This window comes from Amycolatopsis sp. cmx-4-83, from assembly GCF_046548815.1.
GTDB classification, from domain to species: Bacteria; Actinomycetota; Actinomycetes; order Mycobacteriales; family Pseudonocardiaceae; genus Amycolatopsis; species Amycolatopsis pretoriensis_A.
Genome location: NZ_JAEBEF010000012.1, coordinates 210,511 through 232,035, shown reverse-complemented (window position 1 = coordinate 232,035; position 21,525 = coordinate 210,511). Strand labels below are relative to the sequence as shown.

18 protein-coding genes are annotated in these 21,525 nt (G+C 72.3%); 8 read left to right on the top strand and 10 right to left on the bottom strand.

Annotated elements, in window-relative coordinates:
* Positions 1–72 precede the first annotated feature (72 nt).
* Both ACLJQM_RS35315 and dnaB read left to right on the top strand, forming a co-directional pair.
* A complete protein-coding gene (locus tag ACLJQM_RS35315) occupies positions 73–861 on the top strand; it encodes an ESX secretion-associated protein EspG (protein ID WP_247016403.1) in 789 nt (262 codons plus the stop codon).
* Positions 862–1,369: 508 nt separating this feature from the next.
* A complete protein-coding gene (gene dnaB, locus ACLJQM_RS35310) occupies positions 1,370–2,800 on the top strand; it encodes a replicative DNA helicase (protein WP_360778138.1) in 1,431 nt (476 codons plus the stop codon).
* Here the strand turns inward: dnaB and ACLJQM_RS35305 are convergent.
* Positions 2,797–3,249: a MarR family winged helix-turn-helix transcriptional regulator gene (locus ACLJQM_RS35305; RefSeq protein WP_247016401.1), complete on the bottom strand. Its 453-nt coding sequence runs from the start codon at positions 3,247–3,249 to the stop codon at positions 2,797–2,799. The genes dnaB and ACLJQM_RS35305 overlap by 4 nt on opposite strands.
* A gap of 66 nt (positions 3,250–3,315) precedes the next feature.
* On the opposite strand from ACLJQM_RS35305, the gene ACLJQM_RS35300 reads away from it, so the two are divergent.
* Entirely contained in the window at positions 3,316–3,708 is a 393-nt protein-coding gene (locus ACLJQM_RS35300; RefSeq protein ID WP_410634688.1) for a helix-turn-helix domain-containing protein, read from the top strand.
* Positions 3,709–3,775: 67 nt separating this feature from the next.
* Positions 3,776–4,546, top strand: a complete 771-nt coding sequence (locus tag ACLJQM_RS35295) for a dioxygenase (protein ID WP_410634687.1) — start codon at positions 3,776–3,778, stop codon at positions 4,544–4,546.
* Positions 4,547–4,753: 207 nt separating this feature from the next.
* Here the strand turns inward: ACLJQM_RS35295 and ACLJQM_RS35290 are convergent, their stop codons facing one another.
* The gene (locus ACLJQM_RS35290) at positions 4,754–7,921 is read right to left on the bottom strand and encodes a PE-PGRS family protein (RefSeq protein ID WP_410634686.1); all 3,168 of its coding nucleotides are present in this window, start codon (positions 7,919–7,921) and stop codon (positions 4,754–4,756) included.
* Positions 7,922–8,127: 206 nt separating this feature from the next.
* A complete protein-coding gene (locus tag ACLJQM_RS35285; RefSeq protein ID WP_410634685.1) occupies positions 8,128–9,042 on the bottom strand; it encodes a hypothetical protein in 915 nt (304 codons plus the stop codon).
* Between the two features lie 232 nt (positions 9,043–9,274).
* Between ACLJQM_RS35285 and ACLJQM_RS35280 the strand changes: the two genes are divergently transcribed.
* The 3 genes from ACLJQM_RS35280 to ACLJQM_RS35270 are packed head-to-tail and all read left to right on the top strand — an operon-like array spanning position 9,275 to position 12,302.
* Positions 9,275–10,516 carry an AI-2E family transporter gene (locus tag ACLJQM_RS35280; protein WP_360778072.1) on the top strand — a complete coding sequence of 414 codons (1,242 nt, stop codon included), beginning with the start codon at positions 9,275–9,277 and terminating at the stop codon, positions 10,514–10,516.
* Positions 10,513–11,649, top strand: coding sequence for a MacS family sensor histidine kinase (gene macS / locus ACLJQM_RS35275; protein ID WP_247016383.1), 1,137 nt, complete (start codon positions 10,513–10,515; stop codon positions 11,647–11,649). Before ACLJQM_RS35280 ends, macS begins: the two co-directional genes overlap by 4 nt.
* Positions 11,646–12,302, top strand: coding sequence for a response regulator (locus ACLJQM_RS35270; protein ID WP_247016381.1), 657 nt, complete (start codon positions 11,646–11,648; stop codon positions 12,300–12,302). The genes macS and ACLJQM_RS35270 overlap by 4 nt, the downstream gene beginning before the upstream one ends.
* A 3-nt stretch (positions 12,303–12,305) precedes the next feature.
* Here the strand turns inward: ACLJQM_RS35270 and ACLJQM_RS35265 are convergent, their stop codons facing one another.
* The gene (locus ACLJQM_RS35265) at positions 12,306–13,202 is read right to left on the bottom strand and encodes a hypothetical protein (protein ID WP_410634684.1); all 897 of its coding nucleotides are present in this window, start codon (positions 13,200–13,202) and stop codon (positions 12,306–12,308) included.
* Between the two features lie 228 nt (positions 13,203–13,430).
* On the opposite strand from ACLJQM_RS35265, the gene ACLJQM_RS35260 reads away from it, so the two are divergent.
* On the top strand, positions 13,431–14,087 hold the full coding sequence (locus ACLJQM_RS35260; RefSeq protein ID WP_247016376.1) for a DUF1707 domain-containing protein: 657 nt from the start codon (positions 13,431–13,433) through the stop codon (positions 14,085–14,087).
* Between the two features lie 75 nt (positions 14,088–14,162).
* On the opposite strand, the gene ACLJQM_RS35255 is transcribed toward ACLJQM_RS35260, so the two are convergent.
* From ACLJQM_RS35255 to ACLJQM_RS35230, 6 genes are all read right to left on the bottom strand, one after another.
* Entirely contained in the window at positions 14,163–15,551 is a 1,389-nt protein-coding gene (locus tag ACLJQM_RS35255; protein WP_410634683.1) for an MFS transporter, read from the bottom strand.
* Between the two features lie 231 nt (positions 15,552–15,782).
* Complete coding sequence (gene ptsP / locus ACLJQM_RS35250; RefSeq protein WP_410634682.1) at positions 15,783–17,411, bottom strand: phosphoenolpyruvate--protein phosphotransferase; 1,629 nt, start codon at positions 17,409–17,411, stop codon at positions 15,783–15,785.
* On the bottom strand, positions 17,404–18,141 hold the full coding sequence (locus ACLJQM_RS35245; protein ID WP_360778083.1) for a hypothetical protein: 738 nt from the start codon (positions 18,139–18,141) through the stop codon (positions 17,404–17,406). The genes ptsP and ACLJQM_RS35245 overlap by 8 nt, the downstream gene beginning before the upstream one ends.
* A gap of 28 nt (positions 18,142–18,169) precedes the next feature.
* Positions 18,170–19,039: a ribokinase gene (locus ACLJQM_RS35240; RefSeq protein ID WP_410634681.1), complete on the bottom strand. Its 870-nt coding sequence runs from the start codon at positions 19,037–19,039 to the stop codon at positions 18,170–18,172.
* Between the two features lie 263 nt (positions 19,040–19,302).
* Positions 19,303–20,190, bottom strand: coding sequence for a hypothetical protein (locus ACLJQM_RS35235; RefSeq protein WP_410634680.1), 888 nt, complete (start codon positions 20,188–20,190; stop codon positions 19,303–19,305).
* Between the two features lie 278 nt (positions 20,191–20,468).
* A complete protein-coding gene (locus ACLJQM_RS35230; RefSeq protein WP_410634679.1) occupies positions 20,469–21,524 on the bottom strand; it encodes a hypothetical protein in 1,056 nt (351 codons plus the stop codon).
* Position 21,525: the final 1 nt, after the last annotated feature.

Genomic DNA, 21,525 nt, shown 5'->3' with positions numbered 1-21,525 from the left:
GGGCGCGTGCCAAGATGGGCGCGCCCGGCTTTTCAGCGGGTTCGAGAACTGTTTTCGACTGGGGGAAGAGCGGTGCTGGACAGGCAAGTCACGATCACGACCGGCACCCTGCTCAACCTCATCCGGCGCCGGGGCGGCGAGCCGCACACGGTGCTCGCGGAGACGCCGACCTGGTACAGCGACGAGGCCCAGCGCGAGGAAGACGAGCGCGTCAACGCCGAACTCGCCAAGGCCGGGCTGTTCGGCCCGCGCGGCATGCACCCCGGGTTCGTCGCGACGGTCGAGGCGATCGCGCGGCCGCAGCTGGAGTACTACGGCTGGGTCGACGGCGGCTTCCAAGGCAAGCCGGTCAGCTACCGGCTGCTCGGCGGCAGCGCCGGCGGCGAGGCGTTCGTGCTCGCCAAGCACGAGGAAATGGACGTCGTCGTGCTCGGCTCTTCGCGCCCCGGCGAACTCCTCGACGACTTCCTCGGCCAGATCCCGAAGCTGGCGCCCGGTCGCGGTGCTCCGCTGACCGTGCCGAAGAGCCAGATCGAAGGAACCGCTCGCCGCGACGACGACGGGTTCGCGGTGCTCCGCAACGACCGCCCGGCCGAAGGTTCGCAGGAGGCCGACGAGCTCCGCCGGATCCTCGCGTTGCGCCGGATGGGCAGCGGCAGCCTCTACGTCGCGGCCCGCAACCGGAGCGGCGCGCGGCACCGGATCGAACGGCCGGTGAACTACATCGATACGTCGGAAGGCCGGTGGCTGACCGAAGAGGTTCCGGGGCGCGGGGAGAACCGGATCGCCTTCACCCCGGCCGACCAGCGCGTTCTCGCTGACCGGTTACGCAGCGCACAGGGCCGGCTCACCGCGGCCTGATGCCCGCGCCGTTCAGCCCACCGGGTGGCCGCTCTACCCTGCGTGATATTCATCCACAGGCCCTGGGGGTCAATGGGCCCGGATTGGTCCACGACACGCCGAAGGACGGACTTCACGCGACACGCCGAACGAGTTTTCGGCAAGTTCTCCACAGCTTGTTCACATGGCTTGACCTGGGGATTTCGGGAGACCGATCACGCTTGTCCCCAACTTGTCCACAGCTCTCACGCCACCTGTGATTGGTTACCCCCATTCATCCCCAGGTTGTCCACAGAAGGCTCCCCACCCGGAATTGCCATCGGCCGTGTGGGGGATCTAGCGTCCCGCCTCGGGCCTGTACTCACCGTGGCGCTCCGCGTGTCTGCGGCCGCCGGTCGACGTTGTCGTCGATCATCTCCGGTGACGAGGTCCGGGCGACGGGGAAGCACGGCACGAGCCGCGTGCTTCGAGAGCGAAGATCCGGCATAATCGAACGGGTGTTCGACACGATGAGGAGGTGTCCGGGGCGGTGGCGCTGACCGACGACCGCAGTCCGATGTACGCGGAGTCCGACCCGGGCCCGAGCGAACCACCGCCCGACGGCGGTGGCGGGGGCGGTGGCGGCGGCGGGTTCGACCGCCAGCCGCCGCAGGACATGGCGGCCGAGCAGTCCGTGCTCGGCGGCATGCTGCTGTCCAAGGACGCGGTCGCCGACGTCATCGAGGCCCTCGGCCCCGACGACTTCTACCGGCCCGCGCACCAGGCGATCTACGACTGCATCCTCGACCTCTACGGCCGCGGCGAGCCGGCCGACCCGATCACGGTGTCGGCTGAGCTGGAGCGGCGCGGCGAACTGGGCCGCGTCGGCGGCGCGCCCTACCTGCACACGCTGATCGCGACGGTGCCGACGGCGGCGAACGCCGGGTACTACGCGGAGATCGTCTCGGAGAAGGCCGTGCTGCGCCGGCTCGTCGAGGCGGGCACCCGGATCGTGCAGTACGGCTACGGCGCGGCCGCGGCCGACGGCGCGAACATCGACGAGGTGGTCGACCGCGCGCAGGCCGCGATCTACGACGTCACCGAGCGCCGGACCAGCGAGGACTACGTCGCGCTGGAAGAGCTGCTGCAGCCGACGATGGACGAGATCGACGCGATCGCCTCGCGCGGCGGCCAGTCCCAGGGCATCCCGACCGGCTTCACCGACTTCGACGAGCTGACCAACGGCCTGCACCCGGGCCAGATGATCATCGTCGCTGCCCGCCCCGGTGTCGGCAAGTCGACACTGGGTCTGGACTTCGTCCGGTCGGCGTCCATCAAGCACGGGCTGACCAGTGTCATCTTCTCGCTGGAAATGAGCCGGACCGAGATCGTCATGCGCATGCTCTCGGCCGAGGCGAAGATCCGCCTCTCCGACATGCGCGGTGGCAAGATGTCCGACGACGACTGGACGCGGCTGGCCCGCCGGATGAGCGAGGTGTCCGAAGCGCCGCTGTTCGTCGACGACTCGCCGAACATGACGATGATGGAGATCCGGGCGAAGGCGCGGCGGCTGAAGCAGCGCAACGACCTGAAGCTCGTCGTCCTCGACTACCTCCAGCTGATGACGTCCGGCAAGCGCGTCGAGTCGCGGCAGCAGGAAGTCTCGGAGTTCTCGCGGCAGATGAAGCTGCTGGCGAAGGAGATCGAGGTCCCGGTGATCGCGATCAGCCAGCTGAACCGTGGTCCGGAACAGCGCACGGACAAGCGCCCGATGCTGTCCGACCTGCGTGAGTCCGGCTCACTGGAGCAGGACGCCGACCTCGTCATCCTGGTCAACCGCCCGGACGCCTGGGAGCGCGACGACCCGCGGGCCGGCGAGGCGGACCTGATCATCGCCAAGCACCGTGCCGGCCCGACGGCGACGATCACCGTCGCGCACCAGCTGCACTACAGCCGTTTCGTCGACCTCTCGCACGACTAGCCGAGGGCGCCGTACCCGCGGACGAACGCGGTGAGCAGGCGGCCGAAGGTGTCGCGGTCCTCGTCCGGCCAGTCCGCCATGACCTCGGCGAACACCGAGCGCCGGAAGGCGTGCAGCTCGTCGAGGTGCGCCTGGCCGGCTTCGGTCGGCACGAGCACCGCGCGCCTTCCGTCACGCTGATCGGCTTCGCGGCGAAGCAGCCCTTGCTCGACCGCGCGCGCCACCAGGCGGCTCGCGCGGGGCTGGTCGACGCCCATCGCCGCGCTCAAGGCCGTCACCGTGCTGGGCTCGCCGCGGTCGCCGAGCTCCTCGACGACGTCGAGCAGTTCGTGCACCGGGTCGTGCGCGCCGCGGCCCCTGGCCTTGCCGATCCGGCTCAGGGCCCGCCGCTGCTGGCCGCGGCGGATCGCGATCATCGCGCGCTCGACGTCGGCCACCGCGTCCGTCATGGTTGCTCCACCTCCGAACTGCATGTACTTTTACATGCAGTTGTTCACTGACATATCGGAGTCCTCATGAAACCCCTCGGCTGGTGGCTGCGCCACCTCCACGAGCTCCTCGAATCCTCCATGGCCCGGGTCCTCGAAGCGGAATCGCTGACCCGGCGGCACTGGCAGGTACTCAACACGATCGCCCTCGGCGCCCGCACGCCGGAGGAGGTCGACGCGGCCATGGCGCCGTTCGTCGTCGCCGAGGGCTCGATGGCCCCGAAGGTCGCCGACCTGCGCGCCCGCGGCTGGGTCGCCGAAACCGGTGAGCTCACCGAAGTGGGCCGCGCCGCGCACGCCCGCGTCGAGGAGCAGGTGAAGGCCTTCCGCGCGGCCGCGACCGGCGGCGTGAGCGACGACGACTACCGGACGACGATCCGCACGCTGGAGCGGTGCGCGGCCAACCTCGAAGCCGCCTGAGGAATATCCCGGGCCCTCCCGGCGTCCAGTACTCTAGTAGTTGAACTTTCAATCACTGGAGCGCTCGATGACCCGCACCCCGGTCCTCTACCTCAGCCACGGCGCCCCGCCGCTCGCCGACGACGCCACCTGGACCCGTCAGCTCGCCGGCTGGTCGGCCGACCTGCCGAAGCCCCGCGCGATCCTCGTCGTGTCGGCGCACTGGGAGGAAGCGCCGCTGACCCTCGGCGCGACGACGACCGTGCCGCTCGTGTACGACTTCTGGGGCTTCCCCGAGCGCTACTACCAGGTGGAATACGCGGCTCCCGGCGCACCGGAGCTGGCCGCGAAGGTGCGCAAGCTGCTTCGCTCCACCGACACACCGGTGCACGACGCGCCGGAGCGGGGCCTCGACCACGGCGCCTACGTGCCGCTCGTCGAGATGTACCCGGACGCCGACATCCCGGTGCTGCAGGTCTCGATGCCGTCGCTCGACCCGCAGGAGCTGTTCGACCTGGGCCGCAAGCTCGCGCCGCTGCGCGACGAAGGCGTGCTGATCGTCGGCAGCGGCTTCTTCACCCACAACCTCAGCGGGATGGCCCGCGCCACCGACGGCACCCCGCCGGCGTGGTCGGCCGAGTTCGACCACTGGGGCGACGAGGTCCTGCGCAGCGGCGACGTCGACACGCTGCTCGACTTCCGGCACAAGGCACCGGCGGCGACGCTCGCGCACCCGCGGATCGAGCACTTCGCGCCGCTGTTCGTCTCCCTCGGCGCCAGCTCGGACGAGGGCTCCGGCCGCACCGTGATCGACGGCTTCTGGCACGGCCTGGCGAAGCGCTCCCTGCAGTTCTCCTGACTTCCCCCGGACACGAACGAACCCCAGGGGCCGGGTCGGCTCCTGGGGTTCGTCCTCTCCAGGGAAGGAGAGCCTTTTCGAGTACCGCGATCGCGGGCCGGGGGCGTTCCGTGCGAGGTCACCCTCGCGGCGCGGTGGAACGCCAACCCGTGACAGCGGGGTCAGCGGCCGGGCGGGCTCTGGCTGAACCCGCCCGGCAGTACCGGACTACTTGCGCTTGACCAGACCCAGCAGCTTCGCGAGGAAGCCGGTCGAGTCGAGGCCCGACATGGCCGGGACCTGCGCGGCCGGGGCCGCGCTGTCCAGCACCGGCAGCTTCGCGTTCACCGGCAGGGCCGGGGCGGCGGGCAGCGCGACCGGCAGCGCCGGGGTGGCCGGCAGGGCCGGGGTCACCGGCAGCGCGACCGGCAGGGCCGGGACGCCACCGAGGGCCGGCAGGGCCGGCACCGCGACGGGCAGGCCACCGGTCGGCAGGTCGGCACGCTCGGTGCCACCCAGCGCCGGGAGCGCCGGCAGCAGGCCGCCGCTCAGGACCGGGATGTGCACCGGCAGGCCACCGGTCGGCAGGTCGGCGCGCTGGGCGCCGCCGGCCAGGGAACCGCCCAGGCCCGAGAGCCCGTTCAGACCCGGCAGGCCACCCGCGGTGGGCAGGTGGGGCAGCCCGGCCATCGGGGAGCTCACCGGCACGTCGGCGCGCTGCGCCGGGACGGCCGTCGGCAGCGCGGGCAGGCCCGCGGTGGGCAGCCCGGCCGTCGGCAGGCCGCTGGCGAGCGAGGTCAGCGAGGGCAGCTCGCCGGCACCCAGCTCCGAACCCTCGACCGGGTTCGCGATCGCGTCGGCCGCGTCCGTGGCTTCCCCGTCGATGCTCGTCATGTCGGTCGCGTCGGCGGTGGCCACGCCGAGCAGCTCCAGGGGCACCCCGAAGATCTGCACCGGCGCCACGATGTCGTGGTAGAAGTTGTACCCCGACAGGCTGGACCCGTCACCCTCGGTGGTCGGCTCGCCGCCGTTCTCCGTGGTCAGCGTGTTGTCGCCGACGGCGTGCGCGACGCCGCCCACGGTCACCGCGTCGCCGAACAGCTGCGCGATCGCGGTCACCGGCAGGTCGAGGATGTTGCCCGAGATCGCGCCTTCGACACCGGAGGTGGTGTCGTCGCCCGCGTTCTCGACCGAGGTCATGCTGACGCCGGTGCCGCTCGCGACACCCGCGGCGCTGACCGCGTCCCCGAAGACCTGCGCCACCGGCAGCGCGTCCGCGCCGACGATGTTGCCGGCCACCGAGCCACCGTCACCGTTGGTGGTGGCGTCGCCGCCGGCCACCGACGTGGTGTCGTTGGTGCCCAGGCCGTGGCCCAGCGCGGCACCCGCGACGCCGTCGCTGAAGACCTGCGCCACACCGGCGATCGGTGCCTTGACGATGTTGCCGGTGAGCGCGCCGTCCTGCCCGTCGGTGAGGGCGTCGCCGCCCGCCGAGGAGTCGGTGATGTTGTCGTTCTCACCGGTGCCGATGCCCGCGAGGGCGGCACCGCTGCCGGCGGCCAGCACCGGGAGCGAGACCGGGGCCTCGATGATGTTGCCGGCGCCGGCGCCCGCGGGGCCGTTCGCCGTGACGTCGCCGCCCGCGTTGGACGTCGTGTCGGTCGAGCCCTTGCCGTGGCCCTGGCCGACGAACGCGCCGCCGATGTTGGCGACCTGCACCGGCAGCGAAGCCGGCACGGTGCCCAGGTTGGAGCTCAGGAAGCCGTTGTCGTCGTGGGTGGAGCCACCGCCGCCACCGGAGACGACCTTGGTCTCCTCGGCCGAGCCGGAGCCCTGGCCGATGAAGGAGCCGCCGACGCCGAAGACCTCGGCGGGGAGGCCGACCGGCACCTGGACGACGTTGCCCGAGCCGGACGAGTCGTTGCCCTGCGTGCCGTCGTACGCCCCGGCGGTGACCGTCTTGTCCTCGGTCGCCGTGCCGGTCGCGTTGCCGATGTGGCTGCCGCCGATGCCGAAGACCTCGGGCGCGCCCGCGGCCTGGGTGTTGACGATGTTGCCGCCCAGCACGGAGTCGTTGCCCCGGGTGTAGCTGCCGTTGCCCGCGTTGGCGTCGGTGGTGTTGTCGTGCGCGGCGTTGGCCTGGCCGATGTAGGTGCCACCGATGCCGAAGGCCTCGACCGGCAGCGCGACCGACGGGTTCAGGACGTTGCCCGAGCCGCTCGCGTTGTCACCGGCGGTCTTGACGAAGCCGCCCGAGTCGACCGTGCTGGAGGAGCTGCCGGTGTCGGGGATGCCCGCCGAGGCGTTGCCGATCCACGAGCCCGCGACACCCGCGACGTTCGCGATCGGGGAGAGCGAGGCCGCCCCGCCGTTGCCGGACAGGAACGAGTCGTTGCCGCTCGTCTCGAGGTAGGTCGGGATGCCGAGGCTGCCCTCGCGCGTGTCACCGGCCGTGGCGTCGGCGGAGGTGTTGCAGCCGTCGGAGTTCGACAGCGAGCCCCACACGGCACCCGAGTTGCAGTTGAACTTGACCGGCAGGGCGATCGGCGCGCCGACCACGTTGCCGGAACCGCTGGCCTGGTCGCCCGAGCTGAACAGCGAGCCGCCGGAGGTGGCGACCGTGTCGGCCGAGTAGCCGTGGCTCTGGCCGTTGCCGAGCAGGTACGACGCGGCGTTGCCGGTCACCTGCACCGGGGTGGCGAACTGGCCGGCGACGATGTTGCCGGAGAGGGAGGAGCCGTCGCCGTTGGTGTCGACGTCCCCGGTCTCGGTGGCGCTCTGGTTGGCCGACCCACCGGTCACGCGGCCGGTGCCGCCGGCGACGCCGCCGCCGTTGCCGGCGATCTGGACGGGGAGCGCCCAGTCGAGGGCGACCGCGTTGCCCGCGAGGCTCGAGTCCTTGCCGGTCGTCGCGATGTCCTGGTTGTGGTCCCAGGTCTGGGTGTGGTCGCCACCCTGCACGGTCGCGTCACCGAGCACGCCGACCGCGTTGTCCACGATCTGGATCGGGACGACGACGTCGCCCGTGACCTTGTTGCCCTTGAGGTTGTTGTGGCTCGGGGTGAAGGCGCCCGCACCGTCGGCCTTGGTGACACCGCCGAGGGTGCTCTGGCTGATCGGGCTCGCTTCGTCGAGCTGCTTCGCCGCTTCGTTCGCCGCGTTGGTGACCGGCTTGGCGCTCAGCTCCGTCTGCCCGGCGGGCAGGTCCAGCTGGCCGAAGGGGGTCCCGACCGCGTTGTTGGCCTCCTGGATGGGGACCGTCACGTTGAGGTCGAGCGGGGACGCCGGGGCGTCCGGGTTGACGTTCTCGTCGGCCGAGGCGATGCCGGTACCCAGCATCAGCAACCCACCCGTGACAAGTGCGGTCTGGAGTCCGCGCTTTGCCCACGTCTGCATGGGGTTTTTCTCCTTTATTTCGGGTTCCCTTGCGGGCTTGTGGGGGTGCGCTCGTCGAATTCGAAATGGAGTCCGAGCCGCACCCGAGGGGGAAGGAACTTCTTGCGGGCGCGAAAAAGCGCACCGCCGGATCACGGGTGTCGCGGACGCGGGCGCCGTCAGCTGAGGACGGACTTGGGCGCGTCAGCTACCCGTGCAGGAGGTGTTCAGTCAGGAGTGACACCGGGCTGCTCGCCCGGGGTGCGCATCGCGGTGCGCAGGCCGGCGCGGCTCATGGCCGCGACGGCGGAGTCGACGGCTTCGGTCGTCCAGAAGGGGACGCCGAAGTTGAGGCCGTCGAGGTGACCACCGGGGGCAGTGCTGCCACCCGGGGCGGTGGGGACGGACGGTGCGACCGGAAGCTGCACCGGGGCCAGCGGCGACGGCAGGTCACGGTGCGAATCGCGGGACTCGCCCGCGGCACCGGTGCCGTCTTCGTGCTGGAAACCCGTCGGCATCGCGAGCGGGGCTCGCAACGCGGCGGGGAGCTGGACGGTCGAGACGGCGACCGTGTCCGTGGTCTGGCCGAGGCCCGTGGTGACCGGCTCCGGCTCGACCGGGGCGTGCCCCGGGAGCGGGATCAGGTCGCCGTGGCCGACCGGGTCGAGCAGCTGCAGCACGTCGTGCCCCGGCTCGGGGGTGAAGGTCTGCTCGAGGACCTCGCGGGTGTCCTGCGGCTCGCGGACGATGTGCTCGACCGCGCCGAGCGTGCGGGACGCCGGGCTCACAACGGCGTCCTCGGCGAGGTCCGAAACCGAGTCGCTGACGCGGTCGGAGACCTCGTGGCCGAGGGTGCGGGCGCACGGCTCGCTCCACGACGTGGCGTCCTGCTGGCAGCTCGACGCGGAGACGTCGGTCGCCGCTTCGGAGGCACCGCTGTTCACGTCGCCGATGCTGCCGGTGGCGGCCGCGGCGATCGGGGCGGGGGCCACGTCGACGGTGTCCGCGGAAGCGGCCGCACCCGAGACGAGCCAGGCGGCGGCGGTGCCGGCCACGGCCCCGCCGAGCACCAGCAGCGCACGCGACAAGAAGCGGCCGGCGCGCTTGGCGCCCTGCCCCTCGTTCGTCGCGTGGTCGGCCACTGGTGCGTCTCCAAGAGTTCGGTGGGTGTCCGGCGATGTGCCGTTACGGGAGCGACCTAACCAAATCCGCGACGCCGCCCGCACCCTCGACACGACTTGATGCCCCCATCGTGTGAAGAACACAGCGTGCGATCGGCTTTCACGGCGGGTGATCACGGCTGGCCGGTCCGCGTGTCGGACTCGGCTGTCGGAAAGCGGCCGAATCGGGCGGTGTTGCCAGTACGGTGAGCCGGTGAGCCACGCGCGACGCGAAGACCCGTTCCTGCCGGAGCACGAGGACATCACCGGGCTGATCCCCCGGGGCCTGCGCATCAGCGCGGCGTTGGCGTGGCGGTTCATCGTGGTGATCGCCGCGCTGTACGCCGTGGTGTGGGTGATCGGCTACCTCTCGGTCGTGATCATCCCGCTGTCCATCGCCCTGCTGCTGTCCGCGCTGCTGGCGCCGGCGGTGCAGAAGCTGGTCGCGGTGAAGTTCCCGCGCGGGCTGGCGACGGCGATCGTGCTGGTCGCCGGGCTGGCGGTGCTGGGCGGCCTGCTGACGTTCGTCATCACGCAGTTCTCCTCCGGCCTGCCCCAGCTGCAGAAGCAGCTCAACGACAGCCTCAACCAGATCAAGGAGTGGCTGCTCAACGGCCCGCCGCACCTGCGTCAGGAGCAGATCCAGGACTTCATCAACCAGGCGATCGGCTTCATCCAGAACAACCAGGCGTCCATCACGACGACCGCGCTGACGACGGCGAGCACCGTCGGCGAGATCCTCACCGGCTTCCTGCTGACGCTGTTCATCACGATCTTCTTCCTCAGCGGTGGCGAAGGCATCTGGACGTTCCTGGTCCGCGCCGCGCCGCGGCGGGTCCGCAACCGCGTCGACGTCGCCGGGCGCCGCGGGTTCGCGTCGCTGGTCAGCTACGTGCGGGCGACGGCCGCGGTCGCCGTGGTCGACGCGGTCGGCATCGGGGTCGGCCTGTGGATCGTGGGCGTGCCGCTGGTGATCCCGCTGGCGACACTGGTCTTCATCGGCGCGTTCATCCCCATCATCGGCGCCGTCATCGCCGGTGGTGTCGCGGTGCTGATCGCCCTGGTGACGAACGGGGTCATCGGTGCGGTGATCGTGCTGGCCATCGTGATCGGCGTGATGCAGCTGGAGAGCCACATCCTGCAGCCGCTGCTGCTCGGGCGGGCGGTGAAACTGCACCCGCTCGCCGTCGTCCTGGCCATCACCGCCGGCCTGGTCGCGGGCGGGATCGCCGGCGCGCTGCTCGCCGTGCCGCTGCTGGCGGTGCTCAACGCCGGCGTCCGGTCGCTGCTGCACGAGACCAACCCCGACCCGGCCGAGGTGGACGTCCTCAAGGACCAGGCCGCGCAGCCGAACGACGCCGAACCCGGGGGCCCGAAGGCCGAAATCGCGACGGTCGCCGAGGAGGAAGCCGACGCTTCGACGGCGGAGCCGCCGAAGCGCGACGACAAGCCGTGACCACCCGGCGGTCACCGGACCCGATCACGCCGATGTGGCGGGGCGTGCTCGCGTTCCGCTGGCTCACCTGGGCGTTCGCCTGCGGCACCGTGATCGTCCAAAGCGGTCACTACCAGCGCGAATGGCTGGCGTGGGCGATCGTCGGCGCGATGGCCGCCTGGTCGGTCGTCACCAGCTTCCTCTACTTGCGCGAGCGGACGCGGCCGCCGGCGCTGGTCGTCGTCGACCTGGCGTTCACGACGGCGTTGCTGCTGACCTCGCCGTGGGTGCTCAGCGACGCGCAGTTCGCGCTGAACGTCCCGCTCATCACCACGGTCTGGGCGGCCGTGCCCCCGGTCGCCGCCGGCGCGCGCTTCGGTGCGAGCGGTGGCGTGCTGGCCGGGCTGGTCGTCGGCGTGGCGACCGGGCTGGCGCGGGAGAAGTTCGACCTCGACGTCGCCCGTGACGGCGTCCTGCTCGCCGCCGCCGGTCTGCTGGTCGGGATGGCCGCGACGATGGGCCGCCGGTCCGCGGCGCGGCTGGAGCAGGCGCTGCGCAAGGAAGCCGCGACGGCCGAGCGGGAGCGGCTGGCCCGGTCGATCCACGACAGCGTGCTGCAGGTGCTCGCCCGGGTCCGCAAACGCGGCAACGAGGTCGGCGGCGAAGCGGCGGAGCTCGCGCGGCTGGCCGGCGAGCAGGAGATCGCGCTGCGGTCGCTGGTGACGACCGAGCCGCTGACGCCGAACGACAGCGGAACGCTGAGCCTGCGCGCGGCCCTGCAGCTGCTCGCGACGTCGTCGGTGCAGGTCTCGACCCCGGCCGACGACGTCGAACTGCCGGCCCACGTCACCGAAGAGCTCGCCGCCGTCACCCGCGAAGCGCTGGCGAACGTCGAGAAGCACGCCGGGCCGGGCGCGCACGCGTGGGTGCTGCTGGAGGACCTGGGCGGCGAAGTCGTGGTGAGCGTCCGCGACGACGGACCGGGCATTCCGGACGGCGTTCTCGAGCGAGCGGCAGCGGACGGGCACCTCGGCGTGGTGGAATCCATCCGGGGGCGGGTCCGCGATCTCGGGGGGAGCGCGACCCTCGACACCGGGCCCGGCCGGGGCACGGAGTGGGAGGTCAGGGTGCCGAGCACGAGGGGTGCGCAATGAGCGAGGCGCGGATTTCGGTCATGGTGGTCGACGACCACCCGATCTGGCGCGACGGGGTGGCCCGCGACCTGACCGAGCACGGCTTCGACGTGAAGGCGACCGCGCCGGACGCCGACGCGGCGCTGCGCATCGCGCGGACCGTCCTGCCGGACGTCGTGCTGATGGACCTCAACCTGGGCACCACCTCGGGCGTGGACGCCACCCGCGAGATCACCGCGGCGCTGCCGTCGACGAAGGTGCTGGTGCTGTCGGCGAGCGGGGAGCACAAGGACGTCCTGGAGGCGGTGAAGGCCGGCGCGTCCGGCTACCTGGTCAAGTCGGCGTCGTCGGCGGAGCTGGTGGACGCCGTGCACCGGACCGCGGCGGGCGACCCGGTGTTCACCGCGGGACTGGCCGGGCTGGTGCTCGGCGAGTACCGGCGGATGGCGGACGCGCCGGCCGGCGGCGCCGAGCCGCCCCGGCTGACCGAGCGCGAAACCGACGTCCTGCGGCTGGTCGCGAAGGGGCTGACCGCGCGGCAGATCGCCGAGCGGCTGGTGCTGTCGCACCGCACGGTGGAGAACCACGTCCAGTCGACGCTGCGGAAGCTGCAGCTGCACAACCGCGTCGAGCTGGCCCGCTACGCGATCGAGCACGGCCTCGACGGGGAGTGACCCTCACGGGAGGACGGCGAGGCCCGACCAGTCGCCGGCCGGCAGGGTGGCCGAGCCGAGGCGCCACCGCGGCTCGCCCGGGTGCCAGGCCCCGATGACGCCGTCGGCGAGCACGAGGTCGTCGTTCGCGGTCCAGTCGAGGCCGCCGTTGCGCTTGAGGTGCTCGGTCACGTACGGCATGCCCGGGGCGTGTTCCCAGGTCAGCGTGTCCGGGCGGAGCAGCCAGACGTCCCGGAGCTGGGTGCTGGTGCCGCGGTAGGCGGCGTTGGCGAAGTCGGCCGCGATCCAGGCGCCGTCGCGCGATGCGACCACGGTCGGCTGGCCGCCGATCGACGGACGGCTGAGCCGCTTGCGGCCGCGGTCGCGCAGGTCGACGAGGGTGAGGTCGGTGAGGCCGTCGAGCAGCATCCGGTCGCCGGCGACGGCGAGGATGCGCGGGGCCTGCTCGACCGTGCGGCCGGTGGCCGGGTCGATCAGCGCGTCGGTCGACTCGGCGGCGCCGGAGTTGATGGTGATCAGCAGGCCGTGCGCGGTTTCGGCGCGGACCCGGGTGCGGCAGCTGGCGGGCTGGCCGCGGTCGGGCTCGCCGCCGGCGAGGGGCACGTGCTGCAGCCGGCAGTTGTCGGGCGCGTCCTGCCGGATCAGCCAGACGCCCTGGCCGGCGGCGTCCGGCGCGACCGACCAGGCGCGGCCGAGCGAGCGCGGCGGCGTCGACGGGCCGGTGTAGCCGAGGATTTCGAACGGCTCGATGCTGTGGGTGTCGGGCGGGAAGGTCGTCAGGACGGCGCCCGTCCCGACCCGGACGACGCTCAGGCCGGTGTCACCACCGGGGTAGCCGGGTGGCGTGGCGGCGGCGCCGCGGTCGGCGTCGAACAGGGTCGGGCCGGTGGTGGGGAGCAACGCCGTGACCCCGATCCCGCCGGTCGCCCGGACGCCGGTGAGGCCTTCCGGCAGCGACGCCGTCGTCGGGGGCGGTGCGGTCGTCGTGGCCGGCGGCGGCGGGGTGGTTTCGCCGGTGCACCCGGACAGCAGGACCAGCGCCGCCCCGAGAGCGGCACCGCGAACTACGGGTCCGTTCAGGGTTTTCCCCCGATCTGCCTGGTGGGATCCGGTTCTACCATCGTGACCATGGGCGAGGAAGAGAACGCGGCGGCCGACCGGGCCACCGAAACCAAGCCGTTGAGCGAGCGCGACCTCCGGGTGTCCGACGACGAGCGCGAACACGTCGTCGGCGTGCTCCAGAAGGCGATCGGCCGCGGCATGATCGACCTCGACGAGTTCACCGAGCGGACCGACCGCGCGCTGGCGTCGAGGACGCGCGGCGAGCTGAACGCCGTGCTGGCCGACCTCGCCGGGCTGTACCACCCGAACGCGGCCGTCACCGCCGCTCCGGCGTACGCGCCGCCGCCGGTGGGCTACGCGCCGGGCCGCCGGTTCGAGCTCAACGCCAAGTACTCCTCGCTGCACCGCGGCGGGCCGTGGGTGGTGCCGCCCGAGCTGGTCGTCCGCAACAAGTACGGGTCGACGAAGCTGGACTTCACCGAGGCCCAGGTGCAGTCGCCGGTGGTGCACATCGAGCTGGACGCCAAGTGGGGTTCGGTCGAGATCATCATCCCGGAGCACGCCGCGGTCGACCTCAACGCGATCAGCGACGTCAAGTTCGGCGCGATGGAGGACAAGACGCGCAGCAACGGCCGGATGGGCAACCCGCGCTACGTGCTGAGCGGCCGCGTCCACGGCGGTTCGCTGGTCATCCGCCACCCGCGGCGCGGGCTCTTCGGCTAGCCGGGGTCCCTCTGCCCCCGGCGTCAAGGAGGCCTCCCCGCCCAGGCATCGGGCGGGGAGGCCTTCGTGTTCGGCTCAGGCGGTCCGCAGGTTCTTCAGGACGAACCGCACGAGCACGGCGAACGCGACGGCGGCGAGCCCGGCGACGACGTGCAGCCCGCTGGCGAACCCGTACGCCCGGACGACGGCGCTGCCCAGCGTCCCGACGGTCGCGAGCCCGAGCGAGTACCCGAACTCGTTGACGGTCTGCGCGAGCGCGGAGGCGGCCCCGGCCTTGCGCACCGGAACCGACCCGACGACGAGATCGGTCCCCAGCGCGACCATCGGCCCGACCCCCAGCGACGTCACGGCGAACCCGAGCGCGGGCCACGCGGGTCCACCGGCCGGCTCGACGAACGCGAGGATCGCCATCCCGGCCGCGGCGAGCGCGACCCCACCGGCGATCAGCACCCGCGGCTCGACGCGGCGAACGAGCACGGGAGCGGCGAGGAAGCTGACGGTCGAGGCGGCCATCCCCGCCAGCAGCCCGAGGGCGGCCCCGACCGGCGAGAGCTGCTGCGCGACCTGGAAGAACTGCGCGACGAACAGCATCGTGGTCCCCCCGAGCATGCTGAACAGCAGCATCCCGCCGAGCGCGGTCCGGAACGCCTTCGCGGCGAAGAGGCTGAAGTCGATCAGCGGCTCTGCGAGCGTCCGCTGCCGCTTCACGAAGACGTACCCGACGAGTCCGCCGATCACCAGCGCGAGCACGGGTGTGAGATGGACGCCGTCGCGAGCGAGCTCCTTGACGCCGTAGACGGCGGGCAGGATGGCGGCGAGCGAGAGCCCGACACTGGGCAGGTCGAGCCGCCCGGCGGTTTCGTCGCGGTACTCGGGCAGCAGCTTCGGGCCGATGACCAGCAGGAGGACCATCGCGGGGACGCCGAGCAGGAAGACCGAACCCCACCAGAAGTGCTCGAGCATGAACCCGCCGACGACCGGCCCGATGATCGCCCCGACGGTGAAGCACCCGGCCCAGATCCCGATCGCTTCGGCACGCTGTCGCGGGTTCTCGAACATGGCCCCGATCAGCGAGAGGGTGGAGGGAGCGAGCGTCGCCCCGGCGATCCCGAGCGCCCCCCGCGCGACGATGAGCATGGCGGCGCTGGTGGAGAAGGCGGCGACGACGGAGGCGACCCCGAAGGCGGCGGCCCCGATGAGCAGGAGTTTCCGCCGGCCGATCCGGTCCCCGAGCGTCCCCATGGTGACCATGAACCCGGCGACCATGAAGCCGTAGGTGTCCATGATCCAGAGCTGTTCGGTCCCATCGGCGTGCAGACTGACGGCGAGCTTCGGCAGCGCGAGGACCAGGACGAAGACGTCGAGCGAAACGAGCAGAGCTGGCAGGGCCAGCACGGCCAGCCCGACCCACGCCCGGCGCCCGGCCCTGACTTCGGCAACCGGAGCGGAGATGATGGCGGTCATGTGAGGGTCCTCCCGACTCGGCTGGGGTGCTTGCACCAGTTCGTCGAGCGGGAAGGACCGGGATCGACAGACCCCGGGGAGGTTTTTCGCGAGGCCGGGGTTGTCCACACCCCTCGAACAATGTGGACAACCCCGTGCGGCCAGGTTCGCACAGGTCGGAACGGTCGGTGATGACCGATAGACTGAAAGTTGGGGGGCGGCGCCCAACCTCGGCCGCCCGCTCCCCGTCGATCAGGGGCGAGCGGCCGCGCGTGCCGCCGCCGGGTCCGAGGTCGCCAGCGCTGCCTTCGCCAAGCCTTCGCACTCCGCGAGCGTCGTGGCGGCCAGGCCGGCGCCGACCGTGCGGACCGCCGGCGCGTTCATCGACAAGCTGGTCAGGCCCAGCCCGGCCAGGACCAGGGCCAGGCGCGGGTCCGCCGCCGCCTCGCCGCAGACGCCCGCCGGCTTGCCCGTGGCCTTCGCCGCGTCGCCGATCAGCTTCAGCAGGCGCAGGAGGGCCGGCTGCCAGGGGTCGTTGAGCTTCGCGACCGCGCCGAGCTGGCGGTCCGCCGCGAACGTGTACTGGGCCAGGTCGTTCGTGCCGACCGAGACGAAGTCGACCGCTTCGAGGATCTCGCGGGCGCTCAGCGCGGCCGCCGGGATCTCGATCATCACGCCCGCCCGGGGGATGCCCGCCGCGCGGACGCGGTCGGCGAACCAGGCCGCTTCCTCGACCGTCGCGACCATCGGGGCCATCACCGAGACCTCGGCGCCCGAATCCTCGGCCGCGCCCGCGATCGCTTCGAGCTGGCGGTCGAGCACCTCGGGGCGGTCGAACGCCACGCGCAGCCCGCGGACGCCGAGCGCCGGGTTGGGCTCCACCTCCGGGGAGAGGAAGGCCAGCGGCTTGTCGGCGCCCGCGTCCAGCGTGCGGACGATGACCGGTTTGCCGCGGAACGGCGTGAGCACCGCCGTGTACGCCGCGCGCTGATCGGCGACCGACGGCTCGTCGGAGGCGTCCAGGTAACAGAACTCGGTGCGGAACAGGCCGACGCCCTCGGCGCCCGCGTCCGCCGCGGCCTGGGCGTCGGCCGGGGAGCCGACGTTGCCGTAGACCTTCACGCGGTGGCCGTCGGCCGTCGCGCCCGTACCGTTCCAGTCGGCGAGCCGGGCCACCGTCGCCGTGACGACCGGCGCCGACGGGTCCGCGACCTCGACGACGCCCGTGTCGCCGTCGACCGCAAGCGCTTGCGCGTCCAGCGCCAGCAGCCCGCGCACCGCGACGACGGCCGGGATGCCGAGCGCGCGCGCCAGGATCGCGGTGTGGCTGGTCGGGCCGCCCTCTTCGGTGACCAGGGCGAGGACCTTCGCCGGGTCGAGGCCCGCGGTGTCGGCCGGGGCGAGGTCGCGGGCGACCAGCACGGTCGGCGACGTCAGCTCGGGCACGCCGGGGGGCGCGATGCCGAGCAGCTCGGCGATCAGGCGGTCACGCACGTCGCGGACGTCGCGGACGCGCTCGGCCATGTACCCGCCGGCCGCGGCGAGCGCTTCGGCGAAGCCCTCGGCGGCCTGGTAGACGGCGCGCGCGGCGGGCAGGCTCTGCGTCTTGACCAGCTGTTCTGCCTGCGAAGCGAGCGCCGGGTCGGCGGCCATCGCGGCGGTCGTGATCAGGATCGTCGCCGCTTCGCCGGTCGCGGTCTCGGCCTGTTTCTCCAGGCGGCCGGCGACGATCGCGGCGGCGGGGGCGATCCGGGCGGCTTCGGCGGCCGGATCGGCCGGGGCCGGGGTGGCGGCGGGTTCGCCGAGCGGCTCCGCGACGCGGACGACGGGACCACTGGCACGGCCGGGGCTGACGGCGACCCCGGACAGAGAGTCAGACATGGTCTAGACCATAGCTCAGATACGTCTGGATATCTCGTGGTGGCGGGCACAAACCACGTTGCTTGACCTGTTCGAGCACCGGCCCGACCTCCTCGCGCCACCAGGCTTCAGCCAGTTCGCCGCGGCTGTGGACCGGCCGTCCGGCCAGCATACGGCGGAATCCCCAGGCCTCGGCCGAGTCGGCGAGCCGGAACCAGTCGGCCGGGTCGTCGAGCCACAGCCCGAGGCGGACGTCGTCGGGCAGCGGCACGCGCTCGAGGAACATCCGCTCGGCGGTCTTCGACGGCAGGTCGGCGAGCGTCAGGCAGCGCAGCGCGCAGGCGACCGTGCTGATCCAGCGGACCCGCGCGCGGATGGCCCGGGCGCCGCGGGCGCGGGCGATGGCCACGCGGTGGTGGCCGTCCTCGACGAAGAACATGTCGGACAGCCGCACGAGCCGCACCGGCGGCAGGTCCGCCGACGTCCGCGTCAGGTGCTCCCAGCGGTCGCGCAGGGCCCGGTTGCGCGGCCGGAACTCGCGGTCGAAGTCCCCGGCGCGGGCGACCGTGCCGACGACGCCCTCCAGCGGCACGTCGTAGACGCCTTCGTCGAGCTCGGTCTGCTTGCCGAGCGCCTTGAGGGTCTCCTCGAGCGGCATGATCGCGAGGTGGTCGGGCCGTCTGGCCTCGGCGATCGCCCTCAGCTGAGCGGCGTAGCCGCGCCACCAGGCCGAACCGAAAGAGTCGCCCATGTGACGGGCAACACGCGCGACGGCGCGATCATTCCGCCAGGTCCGCGCCGGTCGGGTAGGACGGCTGCGCACCGGGCCGCGTCACGCTGAACGCGGCGACCCGCACCGCGCGCCGGGCCGCGGTGACCAGGTCGGCGCCGTCGGCGAGGGACGCGGCGAGTGCGCCCGCGAAGGCGTCCCCGGCACCGGTGGTGTCGACGGCCTCGACCGCCGGCGACGCGACTTCGGTGACCCCGCCGGCCTCGACGACAACCGCTCCGGCCGCCCCGAGCGTGACGACGGCGGCCCGCGGTCCGAGGCCGAGCAGCTTGGTGAAGTCGGCGCCCGGCCCGGTCAGCCACGCGGCTTCGTGCTCGTTGACCAGCAGGACGTCGAGCTTGGCCAGCGTCGCGGACGAGAGCTTCGCCGCGGGCGAGAGGTTCAGCAGCACCTTGACGCCGTGTTCGGCGGCGCGCGCGACGGCGTGCTCGACGGTCGGCAGCGGCACCTCGAGCGAGAGGACCACGACCTCCACCCCGTCGAAGACGGCGTCGACGTCATCGGGTTCGAGGCTCGAGTTGGCGCCGGGGGAGACGAGGATCGAGTTCTCGCCGTCCGGGGTGACGGTGATGTAGGCGATCCCGGTCGGCCGGTCGCTGGTGCGCACGAGCCCGGTGTCGACGCCGGCGGCGCGCAGCGAGTCGAGCAGCAACCGGCCGTAGGTGTCGTCGCCGACGGCACCGAGCAGCGCGACGTCCGCTCCGAGCCGGCCGGCCGCGACCGCCGTGTTGGCGCCTTTGCCGCCCGGCGAGAGCACGGTGTCCCCACCCAGCACGGTCTCCCCACCACCCGGCCGCCGATCCACCGCGACGACGAGGTCGGCGTTGGCGGATCCCACAACGAGCACGTCGGAGTTCATCCCCGAACTGTGCCAGAAACCCGGTCCGGTCCAGGTCAGGACCGGCGGGCAAGAGGAAAGTGAAGGTTTTTGTAACTTATCCGGGGCTGAGTGCGACAATCATGCGAGCAGCGGATGCCCGTCACTCGATCGGGGGATGTCCGTCCCCCGGCCGTCACTTCACGGACCGGTCCCGCTCTCCAGGTGCGTCATCACGCTCGACGTGGTGGTGACGTTGCCCCGACCGGCGCGAGCCGGACAGGGCATCGGGTCGCCGGCGCCGATCACGTAGCCCCCCGAGTGATCGGCGTCGGCGGCGCCCCTTCGAGGCCCGCCGCGAACTCGCGGTACCGGTCCGGCCGGTACGCGAGCATCGCCTCCCGGACCTGCCGGGCGGCGGCGTCGCTGAACGCCTCCGGCAGCCGGTACGCCCCCTTCTCACCCGGCAAACGGTGCTCGCCCAGCTGGGCGCCGAGCTGCCACAGGCCCCGCAGATCGCCGTGCCGTCCGTCGGCGAGGAACAGATCGACCACCCGCAGGACGAGGCCGTCGTGGTCGATCGTCGTCACCCTGACCTCGGCCACTTCGGCCCAATCGAGGTCGAACGTCGTCTCGCCACGGCGGCGCCAGCCGATGCCGTCGCCCGAAATGATCACGGCGGTGGCGTTCTCGTTCGAACGGTAGGCCCGAGGCGTGAAGGGGTAGAGCAAGAGCGGGGCGGCGAGGCCCAGCAAGCCCAGCGTGGTGAGGACCTCCCGCGCGTCGGCGGCCCCGGCGAACGCGCCGGCGACGGCGCAGACCGCACCAGCCACCATGATCGAGCCGGCGAGCCGCCAGTACCGCTGGGCCGACCACTCGGCCGGCGCGATCTTCCGGCGCCCGCGCCCACCGCCCGGTCCGGCTCCGGCAGCCAGTACGCAGGTCGGCGCCACGAGCCTGGAGGTCGGCTGCCACGGCGAGACGCGATGACGCAATCGCTTGCGCCGGTGCAGCACGGACCAGGCGCCGAGGCCGAGAACGAGAACGACGCCCGGGGCGATCGCCCACCACACCACCAGCCTGTCGGCGGCACGCCGGCTTCCCTCCACCGGTACCGGCTTGCCGATGTCGTCCGGCGTCAGCTCGTTCAAGCGGAACCGCACCGGCCGGATCGCACCGTTCTCGGTCGTCACGTCGGCGGTGCAGGACCAGTAGAAGCCGATCCGCCTCGGCGACCATCGTCTGGACGGCGATCTTTCCCCACCGCGGGCGCCGGACGCAGGGAACGGACTCGAAGCCGACCGGCACCGAACTCATCCCGGCCAAGCGATTCCGCCCGGCAGCACCTCACGGATGTGTGCCTTGAGTCCCTTCGACGGGCGGTGGAGCGCTGCCGGTGGCGGCACTGGAACCCGGGCTCCGGCGACGAGCCAAGGGCGGCCCTCCGTCCGCGAAACGACGACGCTCTCGTTCACACCGTCACCAGCCGCAGCACGTTCTTGGCTGCGCCCGGCGAAACCTTCGCTGCCAGCGGCCGGTTCTCGCCTCGGCGGAGGGTCGCGTGGACCGAAACGTAGTGGCGCGTGGCCTGCTTCGCCGAGGGCTCGACCGTCAGCCGGGCGAGGTCGGCGCGCCGTACCAAGACCGGGTCGCCTTCCTTGGGACGCCAGGTGATCGTGCCGGCGGTCAGGGCGAATTCGCCGAAGTCGCCCCGGTAGCGCGTCAGGTAGAGGAGTACCCAGATCGCCACCGCGACCGGCAGCGGGATGCCCGGTGGGATGTCGTAGAAGGCCGGCGCCACGAAGTCCGCGATTACGGCGAGCCACGCCGCCCACAGGATGGCCAACCGGCCGGCGGAAGCCTGCTCGGCGCGGATGATCGTGCGCGCCTGATCCGAGCTCCAGCGTTTGACCAGCCGCTTCACCGGGTTCGGCACGCCGAAGCCGCCGCGCCGGACGTTCTTGGAGTTCCACCGCGCGAGGCCGGGGCGGTACCGCTCGATCGCCGCCAGCGCCTTTTCGGCTTCTTCCCTGGCCAGCGCCGACGACAAGATGAGGCCGTCCTCGGACTTGTGCCGGCAGCTGGGGTTCAGGTTGCGGATGGCCTCGTCGTCGACGAGGGAAACCGCGAGCGCGACCCGCTCGTTCGGCTGCCCTTCGCGGAAGACGAACCGCCGGACGTCGTTCCAGGGCAGGACGAGCGTCGTCTTGTCTTCGAGCGGCTGCCGGAACCCGTCGGGACCGAATTCGACCCGCGCGGTGACCAGCGCGCCGTGGCGGCGGAGGTAGCGCCCGAGGATCGGCTTGCCGCAGAAGCACAGCAGGGCCAGCAGGCCGAGCGCGGGCGAGACCAGGTGCATGACCGGATCCCCGCTGCGTACCCACGCCAGCAGGCCCGCCGCGACCGCGAGCACGAGACCGAGGAACGCCATGCACCCGACGGCCGTCTTCAGTTCGGCCGGCGGGTTGTGGATCGGCAGCCGCACCTGCACCACGGCCGTTTCCGGGCCGCCGGGAGTCGTCGACACC